19 protein-coding genes are annotated in these 14,934 nt (G+C 35.0%); all 19 read left to right on the top strand.

Features of this window, described 5'->3' with window-relative positions; genetic code table 11:
- Window positions 1–116 (top strand): hypothetical protein (locus ACLUJM_RS06060; protein WP_412412445.1); only part of this gene is annotated, 116 nt, incomplete at its 5' end.
- 82 nt (window positions 117–198) lie between these two features.
- Complete coding sequence (locus ACLUJM_RS06055; protein ID WP_412412444.1) at window positions 199–582, top strand: ATP cone domain-containing protein; 384 nt, start codon at window positions 199–201, stop codon at window positions 580–582.
- Window positions 583–594: 12 nt separating this feature from the next.
- Complete coding sequence (locus ACLUJM_RS06050; RefSeq protein WP_412412443.1) at window positions 595–1,935, top strand: cell wall-binding repeat-containing protein; 1,341 nt, start codon at window positions 595–597, stop codon at window positions 1,933–1,935.
- A gap of 106 nt (window positions 1,936–2,041) precedes the next feature.
- The gene (locus tag ACLUJM_RS06045) at window positions 2,042–2,311 is read left to right on the top strand and encodes a hypothetical protein (RefSeq protein ID WP_412412442.1); all 270 of its coding nucleotides are present in this window, start codon (window positions 2,042–2,044) and stop codon (window positions 2,309–2,311) included.
- Between the two features lie 79 nt (window positions 2,312–2,390).
- Window positions 2,391–3,629, top strand: a complete 1,239-nt coding sequence (locus tag ACLUJM_RS06040; protein WP_412412441.1) for a cell wall-binding repeat-containing protein — start codon at window positions 2,391–2,393, stop codon at window positions 3,627–3,629.
- An 84-nt stretch (window positions 3,630–3,713) separates the two neighbouring features.
- Window positions 3,714–4,256 carry a hypothetical protein gene (locus tag ACLUJM_RS06035; protein ID WP_412412440.1) on the top strand — a complete coding sequence of 181 codons (543 nt, stop codon included), beginning with the start codon at window positions 3,714–3,716 and terminating at the stop codon, window positions 4,254–4,256.
- A 99-nt stretch (window positions 4,257–4,355) separates the two neighbouring features.
- Complete coding sequence (locus tag ACLUJM_RS06030; RefSeq protein WP_294684849.1) at window positions 4,356–5,225, top strand: DUF2232 domain-containing protein; 870 nt, start codon at window positions 4,356–4,358, stop codon at window positions 5,223–5,225.
- Complete coding sequence (locus ACLUJM_RS06025) at window positions 5,212–7,200, top strand: DHH family phosphoesterase (protein ID WP_412412439.1); 1,989 nt, start codon at window positions 5,212–5,214, stop codon at window positions 7,198–7,200. Before ACLUJM_RS06030 ends, ACLUJM_RS06025 begins: the two co-directional genes overlap by 14 nt.
- Window positions 7,181–7,627, top strand: coding sequence for a 50S ribosomal protein L9 (rplI, locus tag ACLUJM_RS06020; RefSeq protein ID WP_412412438.1), 447 nt, complete (start codon window positions 7,181–7,183; stop codon window positions 7,625–7,627). Before ACLUJM_RS06025 ends, rplI begins: the two co-directional genes overlap by 20 nt.
- A 34-nt stretch (window positions 7,628–7,661) precedes the next feature.
- A complete protein-coding gene (dnaB, locus tag ACLUJM_RS06015; RefSeq protein ID WP_412412437.1) occupies window positions 7,662–8,999 on the top strand; it encodes a replicative DNA helicase in 1,338 nt (445 codons plus the stop codon).
- The gene (locus tag ACLUJM_RS06010; RefSeq protein WP_412308870.1) at window positions 8,996–9,559 is read left to right on the top strand and encodes a GNAT family N-acetyltransferase; all 564 of its coding nucleotides are present in this window, start codon (window positions 8,996–8,998) and stop codon (window positions 9,557–9,559) included. Before dnaB ends, ACLUJM_RS06010 begins: the two co-directional genes overlap by 4 nt.
- Before the next feature lie 4 nt (window positions 9,560–9,563).
- Window positions 9,564–10,325 (top strand): DnaD domain protein, encoded by a 762-nt coding sequence (locus ACLUJM_RS06005; protein ID WP_412308871.1) that lies wholly within the window; start codon window positions 9,564–9,566, stop codon window positions 10,323–10,325.
- Complete coding sequence (locus ACLUJM_RS06000; RefSeq protein ID WP_412308872.1) at window positions 10,325–11,302, top strand: ATP-binding protein; 978 nt, start codon at window positions 10,325–10,327, stop codon at window positions 11,300–11,302. Before ACLUJM_RS06005 ends, ACLUJM_RS06000 begins: the two co-directional genes overlap by 1 nt.
- Window positions 11,299–11,943, top strand: coding sequence for an NAD(P)H-hydrate epimerase (locus tag ACLUJM_RS05995; protein WP_412412436.1), 645 nt, complete (start codon window positions 11,299–11,301; stop codon window positions 11,941–11,943). The genes ACLUJM_RS06000 and ACLUJM_RS05995 overlap by 4 nt, the downstream gene beginning before the upstream one ends.
- Before the next feature lie 493 nt (window positions 11,944–12,436).
- Window positions 12,437–12,979, top strand: a complete 543-nt coding sequence (locus ACLUJM_RS05990; RefSeq protein ID WP_094207956.1) for an ECF transporter S component — start codon at window positions 12,437–12,439, stop codon at window positions 12,977–12,979.
- Entirely contained in the window at window positions 12,963–13,649 is a 687-nt protein-coding gene (locus tag ACLUJM_RS05985) for a radical SAM protein (RefSeq protein ID WP_412412435.1), read from the top strand. The genes ACLUJM_RS05990 and ACLUJM_RS05985 overlap by 17 nt, the downstream gene beginning before the upstream one ends.
- Before the next feature lie 64 nt (window positions 13,650–13,713).
- On the top strand, window positions 13,714–14,418 hold the full coding sequence (locus ACLUJM_RS05980; protein ID WP_412412434.1) for a hypothetical protein: 705 nt from the start codon (window positions 13,714–13,716) through the stop codon (window positions 14,416–14,418).
- Window positions 14,419–14,475: 57 nt separating this feature from the next.
- Window positions 14,476–14,697 carry a hypothetical protein gene (locus ACLUJM_RS05975; RefSeq protein WP_412412433.1) on the top strand — a complete coding sequence of 74 codons (222 nt, stop codon included), beginning with the start codon at window positions 14,476–14,478 and terminating at the stop codon, window positions 14,695–14,697.
- Window positions 14,698–14,723: 26 nt separating this feature from the next.
- A complete protein-coding gene (locus ACLUJM_RS05970; protein ID WP_094209331.1) occupies window positions 14,724–14,906 on the top strand; it encodes a hypothetical protein in 183 nt (60 codons plus the stop codon).
- The last annotated feature ends 28 nt before the right edge of the window (window positions 14,907–14,934 follow it).

Below are 14,934 nucleotides of genomic sequence, written 5' to 3'. Positions count from 1 at the left end.
CAAAATTCATAATCGAATTAATCACTCCAATCGCAATCGAAGAAGGATTAAGATTTGCCATCAGAGAAGGCGGAAGAACAGTAGGAGCTGGCGTTGTTTCTAAAATTATAGAATAATAACCTTAATTAAGGTAGATAAATTAGACAAGCTGAGCATCCGTTTTTTAATGGATGCTCTAATTTTTTAAAGGAGGATTTTATGAACGATTTAACAAAAATATTATTTGACTATTTCAAGGATAACGATATCGACCCAAATAAAGTTGCTAGTATTATTGAAGATGCAAAAATCAATGTGCTTGATGAAATGTTTGGAGAAGAAGGAGAATGGGTGCTTAAAAAACTTGGCAGCGTTGAAAGCTTTGACAAGGAAAAAATATTCCATTCAATAGCCCAAACATCAGATTCTTCTGGAGCGAAGATGAATGCTTCCGATGTGAACATTATCGTTGAAGATGTGTTGAAGAAAATGAAATCTATAAAAAGAAATGTATATCCAACAACAGAAATCAGAGGATATGTTGAAGAAGCTTTAAAAGAAGAAGGCTACAACAAAGTATTAGAAGCATACGAAAATAATTAACGAGAGGCAAAAATGAACACGAAAATTTTGAAAAAAGTATTGGCATCAACGCTTGCACTATCCATGGTTCTTCCAATTGGCGTTGTAAATGCTGACAAACAAAATACACAACAACAAGAAAAATCACAACAAGTTACAAGAATATCTGGCAAGGATAGAATCCAAACATCTGTAGAAATATCCAAATCAGCATATACTACATCAGAAAATGTAGTACTTGCAAGTGGATTCAACTTTGCAGATGCATTATCAGCAGGTCAACTTGCATCAGCACTTAACGCACCACTTTTATTATCATCACAAAATAAACTAGATTCACAAACAAAGAACGAAATCGAACGTTTGAAAGCAAAAAAAGTTTACGTTGTAGGTGGAGATAATGCAATCAGTAAAAGTGGAGTTGACACAACATTAAAATCAAAAAACATAGATGTAACAAGACTTGAAGGACAAGACAGATATTCTACATCACAAAAAGTCATGGAAAAAACAAAAGAAATCATAAACCCAGAATATTTGTTGATAGCAAGTGGCAAAAACTTCCCAGATGCACTAGCAGCGACATCTTTCTTTGTTAATCACAAATCAGTAATGGTTTTGAGTGATGGTAATTCTTACCCTAGCTCAAACTTAAAAGAAATTGCAATAGGTGGAGTTAACCAACTACCACTAAAAGGCTTCAAAGGAAAAAGAATATACGGATCAAACCGATACGAAACAGCACTACAAATAGCAAAAGCATCATTTGAAAACAACAATAGCGCAATCCTTGCAAGTGGAGAAGTGTTTGCAGATAGCTTGTCAGCAGTAAGTTTAACTAAAAAACACAACGCACCAATCATATTGACACAATCAAATAGCTTGACGGAAAACGCCAAGAAATATTTGAATGGCAAAAATGTGTTCATAGTTGGTGGAGAAAAGACTGTTGTGAAGGATATAATGACTAGAAAAAAACCTGTTGTAAAGAAAGAAGATAAGAATTTGCACACAAAAACTGGTGAATATTTTTCAAGTTTAATAAGTTCAAAGCTATCCAAAAAACAAGCCAAGGAGTCTAATCAAGCTTACAAAGTAAGTATAAACGGAGATTACTTGGTTGTTTCTGGATATATTTCTTATAATAATGATCCTAATGAACTAGATTCTGGAAAGAGCATTGGTCACAGCGTAAATCACTCTTTCAAAATCACAGACAAGACAGTTTTCAGAGCAGTAAGCGGACTTGCAAGACCAAGTTATTTTAACAAGACTGAGTTTTTGAATTACTATAAATTATGCAAGAATACGGGACTTGCGTTGGTAATTACTGTTGAAAATGGCGTGGCTACTAAAGTTGAAATAGCTTCGTAAATATTAAACACAAGGGTGTAGATTGTTCTACACTCTTTTTTGATGAAATAATATATCAAATAATTCTCAAATAGGATATAATGATATTAAATATAGGAGGGAGTTTATGAACAAAACGAAGAACAAAAGCCTGTGGACATTTATCATTGGTGTTGTGTGTCTTGTGGTTAGTTTTATATTGAAGGATTTTCAGTTCGATTTCTTGGGTAATCTGAGACCTATTGGATTTGTGACGGTATATGTTTGTCCGATTTTGGGAATAATTGGAATTGTTTTTTCTTTGATTGAAAAAAGTGTTCCAAAAGCTATTTTGAATTTTTTATTAGTGTTAGCGTTTCCAATTGTTATGTTTTTGGGGAATTTGCTCATTAAGTAATATTAAAGGTTAAAAATTTGGTTAGAAATTTTAATATATTATGGTATCATAGTAGTATATTAAATTAATGGAGGAGAAAATGTTGATTAAAAATTTGAAAAAACTTACACTAGCCGCATTGGTTATTTCTTTTATGATTCCAGCGGGTGTGTCTAGCGCAAATGTTGAAAATGTTACGAGAATTGCTGGAAAAGATAGGATTGGAACTTCTATTGAAATTTCAAAAGCGATGTTCAATGAATCAGACAATGTCGTACTCGCAAGTGGATTCAACTTTGCGGATGCTTTGTCAGCAGGTCAACTTGCAGCAGCTTTGAATGCGCCGCTTATTTTGTCAGATGAAAATATGGATTTAAGGGTAAAAGAAGAAATCGCAAATTTAAAGCCTAAGAATATGTATATTGTTGGCGGGGAAAATGCGTTGAGTTCAAATATCGAAGAATCTGTAAAATCTGCTGTTAATGATATTAACATTGAAAGGCTTAAGGGAAATAACAGATACGAAACTTCTGTGAAGGTTATGGAAAAAACAAAAGAATTTATCGATGCAGAATATTTATTGATTGCGAGCGGCAAAAATTTCCCTGATGCTCTTAGTGCAACTAGTTTCATGGCAGATCACAAAGCATTGATGGTACTTAGCGATGGTAATTCTTACCCAAAATCTGATTTGAAAGAAATAGCAATTGGTGGGGTTAACCAACTTCCTTTGAACGGTTTTACTGGGGAAAGAATAGCAGGAAAAGATAGATATCAAACATCACTTGCTCTTGCAAAAAAATCATTTGAAAACAATGAAAATGCTATTTTGGCAAACTCAAAAGTTTTCGCAGATAGCTTGTCAGCTGTAAGTATCGCAAAAAATTACAAGGCACCTATTATTTTGACAGACAATGAAAATTTAACACAATCTGCTAAGAATTATTTGGAAAATATGAAATCTGTAACTATTGTTGGTGGAGAAAAGTCTGTAGCTAGTAATATATTTTCTAATCCTACTGCTGAAGAAGTAAACGAGATGAAAAGAATCGAAAGGGAAAGAAAAGCCAAGGAGGAACAAGCTAGAAAACAAAGGGAATTGGAACTAAAAAAACAAGAACAAGCCAAAAAAGAAGCTTCCAAACCAAGTAAACCAAACTACATCTACCAAGATGGATACGGTCCTGTTGGTGAAGGAAGAATTAAAGGGAATATGAATTCAATGATTTATCATCTTCCTGGACAAAGAGATTACAATAAGATCAAACCAAGTCATATAAGATATTTTAGAACAGAAAAAGAGGCTCGTGCTGCTGGTTTCAGAAGAGCTTTAAGATAACATAGAATGCTTCGTCATTGACGGGGCATTTTTTTAATTGCAAACAAAACTCATTTGGGTATATATATCACAGGGAGTGATTAAATGAGAATTTTATATGCGATTAAAAACATGGAAATTTACATTAACAGTGTTGGTGCGAGGATCGAACAGTTTAAAATAGACGATGTAAATATGATTGATGATTTGAAAATCTGTATTCCAAATTACGGCGTGGACAAGACTTTTCGTTATCCGACTGATGGTCTTTTCGTGAATGAAGAATACGATGTTGTGAGCAAATCTGAGGATATGTGCGTTCTAAGATGTGTCAGTGAGGGGATTGAAAGTTTTGTTGTGTATCAATTCACAAATGATAGTGTGAGTGTTAATGTGAATGTGATTAACAATTCCGACCACACAATTAAGATGAATCCAGCAGTTGTGATTGATTGGAAAAATAATTTGGAAAGTCAAAATATTGTAAGTGAGATTTCTGGATACAAATTAGAATCTACAAGTGATTTTGTGGACGGGAATTGTTCTTATTATGTGTCTAATTTGAACAGGGATTCAGTTGGTTCAAAGTTTGGTTTGAAATGTGGTGAGAAATGTTCTATTTCTGCTAAGATTAGGATAGTTTCGTGATTTATCGCCATCGTGGGATATAAATTTCTGTGCTATTTTATGATATAATAATATGATAACGGAGGTGGGATTATTAATACGATTGATTATAAATCTTTAATGAAAATTTCATTAAAAGCTCTGATGATTTATGTTGTGAGCTTGTTTTTGTTTCCATTTGGATTTATTGTGTTGCCTTCTTATTTTATTAAGTTAGGATTGGATAAAGATAACAGACTCGCTCTGATATCTTTCGGTATATTTTTTGTGTTGAGTATGGTTGTGTCAAGCCCTATGATAGCAATTCCTGTCGGATTGTACATAATTTTGGTGTTCTATTCGATTTTGAATTTGCTTGGTTCGGGATTTGACGACAAACAAACTATAACGATTAGTTTCGTTGGAATTTGTGTTTTCGTTTTGTTGACGAATTTGCTTTTGAAACTAAATGCAGATATGTCGATTGCAGATGTGATTAACGTAAAGTTGAATGATTTCATGAAGGTTTTGAGTTCTGTGAAGATGGACGAAGAATTGATGAAGTCTTTTAAAATTATGTTTGAACAATCATCTAAGCTTATTGTGAGGGCTGTGTATGCAATTTTGGGACTTATCGCTTTTTATACAAGTGTGTTGAATGTGTATATTCCACAAAAATCTAAGGAACATCAGTTTCACGATTTCAGAATAGACACGAAATTCACAATCACAATTGTTGGATTGGTATTGATTTCGGGAATTGTTTATTTTGTGAATAAGGATTTGGGAAATTATTTGTTGTATAATTTGTCGGTTTTCGGAATTAGTTCGTACTTATTGGGAGGAATTGCTTTGATGTTTTCATATTTGAAATCATTGTCGACTCCTTTTAAGGTGTTGACTGTTGTGATTTTAGTTGCCATTCAACCATTTATTTATATTTTGGCAGGCTTGGGAGCTTTGAACAGCTTTAAAGATCTGAGAAAGAAGGAAAAAGATGCAAGAGCTTAAATATTCAATGAAGCGTTTGATTGTAGAATCGGTTTTGTTGGTGATACTTTCAGCGATTTTGTTTTATTTTCAAAATATCATAGGAACTTTGGCTTTTATTGCTTCGGCATTTTTGATAGTTAATGAATACACTTATATCAACAATAAGAACAAAAAGGTTGAGGATAAGATTATTAATCTTAATAATGAGTTTACAGATATTACTAAAAACGCTGTATTCAAGGTTCCTTTTCCACTTTTAATTATCAACGATAAGAACAAAATCAGTTGGTTTAACACTTATTTTAAGGATTTGGCTGACGATGAGATTGAGATTTTCAACAATGAAATCGAAAAAATTCTGGATTTGAAGACTGTAAAAGACGACAATGACAACTTGGATTATTACGAAACACAAGTTGACGGCAAATATTACAGATTTTATCCTGTTACGATAAAAGACAGCGAAGACAAGGATTTGACTTTGCTTTATGGTATCGACAACACTGCTTTCATGGATGTTGTGACTCTTTTGGATGAAAAAAGGCTTTGTTTGATGGATGTTTTCATCGACAATTACGACGAAGCGCGTAACAGCATAAAGGAAGAGGAGAGAACGAGGGTGTTCTCAGATGTGGAAAATATTTTGCAAGATTTTGCGAGAGGTCACAACGCATTTATCAGAAAATACGAATCTGACAAGTTCGTTATGGTTATGGAAAAACACGAGCTTGAAAATATTATGCAACAAAAATTTTCTGTGTTGGATATGATTAAGGACATCAAAAACACAAACAATGTTCCCGTTACTTTGAGTATTGGTGCATCAATTATTGGTGATACTCCGTACGAAATTCACGAAAAATCCAGAGCGTGCTTGGACGTTGCTCTTGGACGTGGAGGAGCACAAGCTGTGGTTGATACAGGAGAGCTTGAGTATTTCGGTGGCAAGAACAAGGCTGTTGAAAAAAGAAACAAGGTTAAGGCAAGAGTTGTGTCACACGCATTGAAAAAGCTTATTACTCAAAGTTCCAATGTGTTTATCATGGGTCACAGAAATCCAGATATGGACTCGATTGGATCTAGTTTGGGAATGCTTGAAGCGTGCAAGATTAATAAAAAAGAATGTTATATTATTTTGAATGAGGTTGGCCCTCAAATTGAGAATATTTACAATGCGGTTTTGGAAGAAAATCCAGAATACAAGAAATATTTTGTGAAGAATGCATTTGCTAAGGAAAATTGTAACAGCAATAGTTTGGTGATTATTTGCGACAACCACAGGAGAAATTCCGTAGAGTGTCAAGAAATTATGGATATTACGAAAAACATCGTGGTTATCGACCACCACAGAAGAAGTTCCGACTACATCAAGGATACTTCGTTGACTTATTTGGAACCTTACGCATCTAGTGCATCAGAAATGGTGACAGAAGTTTTGTTCTACATGACAGAAAAACTAGAAATTCCAAAGATTGTAGCAGAAGCATTACTTGCAGGAATCACTGTGGATACGAAGAATTTCTTTTATCAAACAGGGGTTAGAACTTTTGAAGCGGCATCTATTTTGAAAAGACAAGGCGCAGACAGTGTCAAGGTTAAGAAGCTTTTCAAGGATGATGAAAGAACTATCAAACTAAAATCAGATGTTATCGCTTCATCGAAAATGTACAAAAACAACATCGCCATAGGAAGATTGGAAGAAGAAGTTGACGAGTCTATTTTGGTTGCGGCACAATCGGCAGACGATTTGCTCAACATTTTGGGTGTGGAAGCTTCGTTTGTGTTGGCGAAAATAAAAGATAAAATCCATGTTAGTGCGAGAAGTTTGGGCAAAATATCGGTGCAATTGATTTTGGAAAAAGTCGGAGGTGGAGGTCACCTTACAAGTGCAGGTGCTCAATTAGAATGTAGCATGGATGAAGCAGAAGAAAAGATAAAACAAGCAATTGACGAATATATGAAGGAGGATACGGATGAAAGTTATATTGACTAGTGATGTAGATAAGTTGGGAAAAGCTGGAGAAATGGTTAATGCCAAGACAGGTTTTGCGAGAAACTTCCTACTTCCTAACAAATTAGCCGTACAAGCAACAAAGGAAAACATCAAGATTTGGGAAGAAAAACAAGCTGAACTAAGAGCTATTGAAAGAGAAAACATCAAAAACGCTAATGAATTAAAAGAAAAAATCGAAAATATAAAAGTAAAAATCATCGCCAAAACAGGTGAAGGCGACAGACTTTTCGGTTCAATCACTTCAATGGATATCGAAAAAGCTTTGAATGATCAACACGGTTTGGATGTTAATAAGAAAAAAATCGAAATGAAAGACAACATCAAATCACTTGGAACTTTTGACGTTTTAGTTAGGGTATATCCAGATATTAACGCAAACTTGGAAGTAATTGTAGACAAGGAATAATTTTTAAAATACACAAAAGAAAGGCGGTGAGGTAATGGAAAATCAACAGAATATTATGCCGTGCGATTTGGAAGCTGAAAGAAGTGTAATCGGGGCGATGATACTTGACGAGAGAGCTGTCGATGATGCGGCAGAAATCGTGGAGCCGGTGGATTTTTATTCTACGAAATATCAGGAGATTTACAAGGCGATTTTGCAAGTAATCGATGAGAAAAAGCCTGTGGATTATATTACATTGGAAGACAAACTAAAATCCAATAATATGTACGAAATTATCGGCGGGATTGATGAACTTATCAGCATTTCAGAAGCTGTGGGAAGTGCAGTCAATGTGAAATACTACGCAGATATTATCAAAAGTAAGTCGATTATCAGAAATCTTATGCGCGTGTCACAAGATGTGATTGATATGTCCATTGCCAACAACTCCGTTGGAGAGGTTTTGGAATATGCCGAAAGCAATATTTTCAAAATCAGTCAGAACAGAAAACACCAAGATTTGGTTAAAATCCAAGAAATGTTGGAGCCAACTCTTGCAAGAATTGGTGAAATGAGTGTTAGCCAAGGAAAGCTTACGGGGGTTACTACTGGGTTGATTGATTTGGATAGGCAACTTTCAGGGCTTCAAAACTCGGATTTGATTTTACTTGCAGCGCGTCCTGCTATGGGTAAAACATCACTTGCGCTTAACATTGCATACAAGGCTAGTATCGAAAACCACGTCGCAATATTCTCTCTTGAAATGAGTAAGATGCAATTGACTCAGAGATTATTATCTGCACTTAGTAACATTAATTTGTCGGAACTTGTGTCTGGTAGAGTTACTGAGTGGATGAATCTGGGACAAGCATCACAACTTTTAGCAGAAAGCAAAATGTTTGTCGATGATACTTCGTCGATTTCGCTGAATGAACTTCGTTCCAAGTGCAGAAAATTAAAAGCGCGTGGCGAATTGGATTTGGTTATTATAGATTATTTGCAACTTATGACTACTAATTCCAGAAATGAGAACAGACAACAAGAAATCTCCACGATTTCAAGAGGGCTCAAAGGTTTGGCGAAGGAATTAAATTGCCCAATTTTAGCACTGAGCCAATTGTCGCGTGCGCCTGACCAAAGACCTAACCACAGACCGGTCATGAGTGACCTTCGTGAATCAGGAGCTATCGAACAAGATGCGGACGTTGTGTTGATGTTGTATCGTGATGATTATTACGATCCTGAAACCGACAAGCCAAACATCGCGGAAATTATCGTAGCAAAACACAGAAATGGTCCAACGGGAACTGTGGATATGTTATTCGACAAGGAACACACGAAGTTTATGGATTTGGACAAACAAATGCCCGATGTAGGAGCGTTTGATAAATGATAACTACTGAAAGGTTGACGTTAGAAGATTTTACATTAAACGATGCATTTGAAATCGAACAATGGGGAAAACACACAGACGAAAGACTGATCGATTATAACTTGTCCGATTTGGACGATTTTGAAATAAAAATGTGGTATCGCCAAAAACGAGAAATGGAAACTCAAAAGTATTTTGCAATTAGGGACAAGTCCCGAAAATTAGTGGGATACGTTGGGCTTAAACAATACGACAAGTTCACAAAAACGGCGTTTTTGGGTATTGTTTTGGATCCAAATGAAATGGACAAATCATACGGCGAAGAATCCATAAAGGCTTTGATTAACATGGGATTTACAGTTTACGGGCTGGACAGGATTTTCTTAAATGTGAATAATTTCAACAAAAGAGCGATAAAATGTTATGAAAAATGTGGATTCAGGAAGTTTTGTAGTTACGAAGAAGTGTTCGAAAATCAAAGATTGGACACGCACGATGAAGAATTCGATGAGTTTTTCATAGTAAAAGACGGGACAATTTTTTCGAAGAACACTACTATGGCGATTGATAATATGAGGTGATTTTATGAAATATAGTGTAGAAAAATTTAAGATAGATTTAGGCGAAACACCTATTGAAAATATATTTTTGAATCAATATCTTCAAGTGGCCACAGGAAATCAACTAAAAGTGTATTTGTATGCCTACAAGCTTGCCAAGGATAGTGCAGCAGATGTCGATATATCAGATGAAGGAATCGCAAAGGCGTTGGATTTGACGGAAAGCGAAGTATCTGAATGTTGGAATTATTGGTTGGATGAGGGGATTATCAAAAGATACACGGATGCCGAAACTCAAACTAATCACACGGTTTTTTTGAGTTTGAGACAATTGTATCTTGGAATTACAAACCCAGAGCCAGACGAAAGTCAGAAAACTTACATTCCACAAAATAGCCAAGAAATCAAGGAAATGTTCAGAGATATAGAAGACATTAGGGACATGGAACTTTCCAAGTCAGAGATGGAAAGAATTTTGGAACACATCTCGACATATCATCAAACACCGGAATTAGTGGTGACGGCTTTCCATTATTGCACAACTAATCCGAACACGAAAAACAACACGAATTATGTGCTACAAGTTCTCAGAAATTGGAAACTTGATGGCATCATGACTTTGGAACAATGGCAAGAAGAAAACAACAAAAAGCAACAAAGAAAAACAAAAAAGAGAACTTATTACAGACCGAAAACTAATGACATTGAAAACAAGGCTACTAATATTAACTCGAAATTTTTGAACGATTTTATTAAGAAATCAAAAGAACAAAAGGATAAAAAATAATGAGCTACGCAAAAGAAGCCAACAGAATATTGGAAGATTACAGAAATCAATCCCAAAAAGAATTGGACATGAGATATCAGGAAGTTTTTCAAAAAATCGAAGGATTTGAGGATTTGTTTACACACAGAAATAAACTTGGATACGAGTATTTGAAAAAAAGCATCGGTGGTGACAAGGAAGAATTAAAAAACTTGGAAGATGAAATCAAATCCACTGAAGAAAAAATGCACAAAATACTCATACTAAGTGGATATCCAAGTGATTACTTACAGTTGAAGCATCACTGCGACAAATGCAACGACACAGGAGTCTACAACGGCAAAATGTGTTCTTGCAAGAAAACCATCATGGTCAACATTGCACGCGATAAAAGCTTACTGAACGATCAGATGAAACAGCAAAACTTCGACAACTTTGATTTTGATGTGTTTGACACAACTGTGGACAAATCGCATGGCATATCTCAAAGAAAACTTATGGAAAATATCTACGACAACTTGAAATACTATTCACAAAATTTTAGCCAAAACGACAAATCGATGTTATTGTTCGGTCCAGTCGGAACTGGTAAAACATATTTGTTGTCGTGCATGGCAAAAGAAATCATAGAAAACGGATATTCTGTGATTTACATGTCAGCGATGCAATTATTGAAAAAACTTTTTTCAATCAGATACCAAAACTTCAACGAAATACCACAACCAGAAGTAGAAGACATTATCTACAACTGCGACTGCCTTATGATTGACGATTTGGGAACGGAAAACTCCACAGAAACCAACATAAGTTTGTTGTTTGACCTTTTAAATTACAGAATTCAAAACCAAAAAACGACGATAATATCGACAAATATCGACCTAGATGATTTTTCTACGCAATACGATCAGAGAATTGCATCCAGAATAAAAGGTGAATTCATACCGATACAATTTTTCGGCAGAGATATAAGAGAAGAGAGGTTCAAAAACGGACTATGATTTATGTAACAGCTGAACAAATGCGACAAATAGACCACTACACGATTAACGAAATCGGAATTCCGTCAATCGTATTGATGGAAAATGCCAAAGCACAAATCTCCAAACACATTTTGGACAAAAATTTTGCCAAAGCGTATGTGTTCGCATCTGTTGGAAACAACGGTGGAGATGGACTAGCAGTTGCGCGTGACATCTACAACGCAGACAAAAATGTTAAAGTGTATGTTATTGGGAAACTTGAGAAAGCATCCACGGATTTTAGGATAAACTACGATATTTTGAAAAAATTAGACGTAGACATCGAATTTGTAGATGAAAATACAACGTTTGAAATAAAAGACACTGATTTGATAGTCGACAGTATTTTTGGAACAGGACTCAAAAGAGACATCGAAGGAATATACAAAGATGTAATCGACATGATTAACGAAACCAAAGCATTCGTAGTAAGTGTCGACATGCCATCGGGACTGGATTCTGATGAAAATATAATCCACAACGTAGCGGTAAAAGCAGATTTGTTAGTGACGCTGCAATTACCGAAGAAATCGTTGCAAGATTACGACGGAGAATATGTCGTGGAAAGAATAGGTATACCAGAAAAATCAATTAAACATGTATTAAATAACGCTTCGTAAGAGGCGTTTTTTGTTTTATGGCAAACTCTTGCCGTCGAATATCTGTCTACAAAAACAAAGAAATTCAAAACTCGTGAACCTAAAATCTCAAGCGCAAGCTCCGCTTTGGCGCGAGTGAGATTTTTTAACGGTTCCCTTCGTTAGAATTTCTGTTTGTTTTTTCCGAATGATATTCTCAGGCAAAGATGTTTGCCTAGGATACCAACAACGCCTGATGAAGCTTTGCGCAGTACATGTTTAATTGATTATTTTCTACTCTGATGAGCGAATTACGAGTTTTTGTTTTACATGTGAGTGAGAAATCAAATCGGATTTCTACTTTTTAGCGACTTTTTTGAAACGAACTTATTTGCAATGAATTTAATTATTTGGTAAAATTACTGTTGCCTAGTTAAAGCTGAAATTTATTTCAGGACTTGTTTGAGAGCTCCAAGTATAAAAAAACAGGGCGTTATTTTTGAGTTCTCCTATATTTTATTAGGAGGTTTTTTTATTGAGAAAAACGAATACGAAATTGTTGACTACTATAGCGATTTGCATTGCAATCAACTGCCTTGGTGCTTTTATCGCTGTTAGTACGAAGGTTCCTTTGTTGTTGGATCACATAGGATCTTTATTGGTGTGTATGTTATTTGGATGGAAATACGGTGTTGTGACTGCGCTCTTATCGTCTGTTATGAACCAAATTCTTTTCGATCCATTTGCACTTCCATTTGCGCCTACAGGTATGCTTATGGTGTTTATGGTTGGTATTTTATACGAAAAAGGATATTTCAAGAAATTGCACACTATTCCTGCACTTTTATTAGCTGTGCTTCCAGGCGCTATTTTGGGTGCTATTATTCAAGGTTATATTTTTGGTGGGGTTACAAGCTCAGGAAGTGATGTTATTGTAAGATTTATGATTAACAAGGGAGTCAATCCAGCCGCGGCATCTTTTATCAACCAATATTTTATGGAATTTGTGGACAGACTTATTTCATTTACTGTTGTGATGGCTGCTGTCAAGAGGATTAAGCTTGAATCGATACGCTAAGATTGAGGAAAAATTAAAACGCGAGATTGTGCTTTTAAAAGGCAGACCATGTTTTTGGGGCAAATGCACTTTTTGCGATTACATTGAAGACAATACGGTGGATATGGATGATGCTGTTCGTGAAAATCGTGGGATTCTACAAAATGTGACTGGAGAATTCGGTGTTTTGGAATGTATAAATTCTGGAAATGTGTTCGAACTTCCAGAACAGACCAAAATCGACATCAGAAATTTAATTCACGAAAAAAACATTCATACTTTGGTTTTCGAAGCGCATTATTTTTTCAAGAATAGACTTCACGAAATCAGGGAATTTTTCGGATGCAAGGTTTTGTTTAAGACTGGAATTGAAACGTTCGATTACGATTTTAGGGAAAATGTCTTAAACAAAAATGCAAAATTCACTGATGTAAAAGATGTGTCCGATTATTTTGATTCGGCGTGTTTAATGGTTGGAATCAAGGGTCAAACTAAGGAAATGATTGAGCGAGATATCGAGATAGGCCTTTCTAATTTCAAATGGATTACTATTAATATTTTCATAAATAATTCTACGCCGATTAAAAGAGATGATGAGCTTGTGAAGTGGTTTTTGGAAAATCACTACGATTTGAAAGACCATCCGAAAGTTGAGATGTTAGTTGAAAACACTGATTTGGGAGTTGGTTAAACTTCCGTCAGTGTTTTTTTGTTGGGTTTTAATATATAATAAGTTTAATAAGATTGGAGGGGTTATGAAGGACAAATTATTTAAAATCGTACTTGTGGTTTTGAGTGTCGTATTTGTTGCATCTTGTTCGAAGAAAATGCCAGAATTGCCTGAAGAAAAAAAGGCGTATGTGGCAGATTATTTGAACGATGGGTTCAAGGGTGTGGACATTTCAAAAGACGGTAGGTTGGAAAAATCAGATGTCGACAAAATCGCAGCGAACTTCAACAAGCCGTACGATTATAATGGCGAAGAGGTTGTAAACTCTCTAGATACATTTTTCTACGGGGAGAGCTTCGCATCACCACAAGATATTACGCTTAAAAACTTCGTGGCGAATTTTCCAAACAAAACGCTGGATCCAGAAAAGGACAAATCCAAGATAGATGAACTTAAAAAACAAAATCCAGATGCACTCAAACAAACAAGAGATGATGCTAAGATTTTGAAAGTTGACAAGAATTTGGTGGATGCGGTTTTATTGAAATACGCAAATATTTCATCAGATGATGTCACAAACAAAGAAAGTGTCGTGTATTCTAAGGATGACAATTCGTATTATGTGATGGAAAATGATGAAGAATGGGCGTTTGAGCCAGTGGTGTGCAAAGTCAATTCCAAGGAAATTATCTTGGAAGATGATATCAAATCAGAACTTAAACTGATACAAAAAGGTGGTAAGTTTTTTATAAAATCTTTTGAATTATCTCCTAATGCTTGTTGTGAATAAGGGATTATTGTGCTATAATGTAATAAAAGGTACTATACAAAGCAAAGGGAGGCAGTTATGATTACTTTAGCATTCGTAACGTTGATAGTTATTCTATCAATAGTTTTCGCTGCTATTTTGGGAACTTTTGGTTTGATATTGGGATTAGGTGGCGCAATTGTAGGAATTTTGGTAGCGATTGGAGCTGTTGCTTATTCATTCTTAAAAGTTTTCATTAAAATAGCGTTAGCAGTGTTGGTAATTAGATTTATTTACAGAAGATTTTTCGCAAAAGAATAAGTATAGAAGTATAAAGGAAGTGGAGTATGGATAACAAATATTTAAAATACATTTTGTATATATTCTTGGCTATTTTGGCTTTGAATATTTTGACAGGAATTATGGGAATTACTATTAGTATTTTGAAATTCTTGATGAAAGTATTCTTGGTTTTAGTTGTAATAGGATATGTGGCAAAATTTTTCCAAAATGCAGACAAAGATATTTAACTAATAACACTGAGCAAATCTTGTGAGA

Origin of the sequence: Finegoldia sp. (assembly GCF_046991905.1) — a bacterium.
Lineage (GTDB): Bacteria > Bacillota > Clostridia > Tissierellales > Peptoniphilaceae > Finegoldia.
The sequence above is the reverse complement of the archived record's forward strand: the minus strand, read 5'-3'. Positions and strand labels throughout refer to the sequence as shown.

Coding starts and splice junctions, on each gene's coding strand:
- ACLUJM_RS06055 (WP_412412444.1), top strand. CDS start 199: ATGAACGATTTAACAAAAATATTATTTGACTATTTCAAGGATAACGAT.
- ACLUJM_RS06050 (WP_412412443.1), top strand. CDS start 595: ATGAACACGAAAATTTTGAAAAAAGTATTGGCATCAACGCTTGCACTA.
- ACLUJM_RS06045 (WP_412412442.1), top strand. CDS start 2,042: ATGAACAAAACGAAGAACAAAAGCCTGTGGACATTTATCATTGGTGTT.
- ACLUJM_RS06040 (WP_412412441.1), top strand. CDS start 2,391: ATGTTGATTAAAAATTTGAAAAAACTTACACTAGCCGCATTGGTTATT.
- ACLUJM_RS06035 (WP_412412440.1), top strand. CDS start 3,714: ATGAGAATTTTATATGCGATTAAAAACATGGAAATTTACATTAACAGT.
- ACLUJM_RS06030 (WP_294684849.1), top strand. CDS start 4,356: ATGAAAATTTCATTAAAAGCTCTGATGATTTATGTTGTGAGCTTGTTT.
- ACLUJM_RS06025 (WP_412412439.1), top strand. CDS start 5,212: ATGCAAGAGCTTAAATATTCAATGAAGCGTTTGATTGTAGAATCGGTT.
- rplI (WP_412412438.1), top strand. CDS start 7,181: ATGAAAGTTATATTGACTAGTGATGTAGATAAGTTGGGAAAAGCTGGA.
- dnaB (WP_412412437.1), top strand. CDS start 7,662: ATGGAAAATCAACAGAATATTATGCCGTGCGATTTGGAAGCTGAAAGA.
- ACLUJM_RS06010 (WP_412308870.1), top strand. CDS start 8,996: ATGATAACTACTGAAAGGTTGACGTTAGAAGATTTTACATTAAACGAT.
- ACLUJM_RS06005 (WP_412308871.1), top strand. CDS start 9,564: ATGAAATATAGTGTAGAAAAATTTAAGATAGATTTAGGCGAAACACCT.
- ACLUJM_RS06000 (WP_412308872.1), top strand. CDS start 10,325: ATGAGCTACGCAAAAGAAGCCAACAGAATATTGGAAGATTACAGAAAT.
- ACLUJM_RS05995 (WP_412412436.1), top strand. CDS start 11,299: ATGATTTATGTAACAGCTGAACAAATGCGACAAATAGACCACTACACG.
- ACLUJM_RS05980 (WP_412412434.1), top strand. CDS start 13,714: ATGAAGGACAAATTATTTAAAATCGTACTTGTGGTTTTGAGTGTCGTA.
- ACLUJM_RS05975 (WP_412412433.1), top strand. CDS start 14,476: ATGATTACTTTAGCATTCGTAACGTTGATAGTTATTCTATCAATAGTT.
- ACLUJM_RS05970 (WP_094209331.1), top strand. CDS start 14,724: ATGGATAACAAATATTTAAAATACATTTTGTATATATTCTTGGCTATT.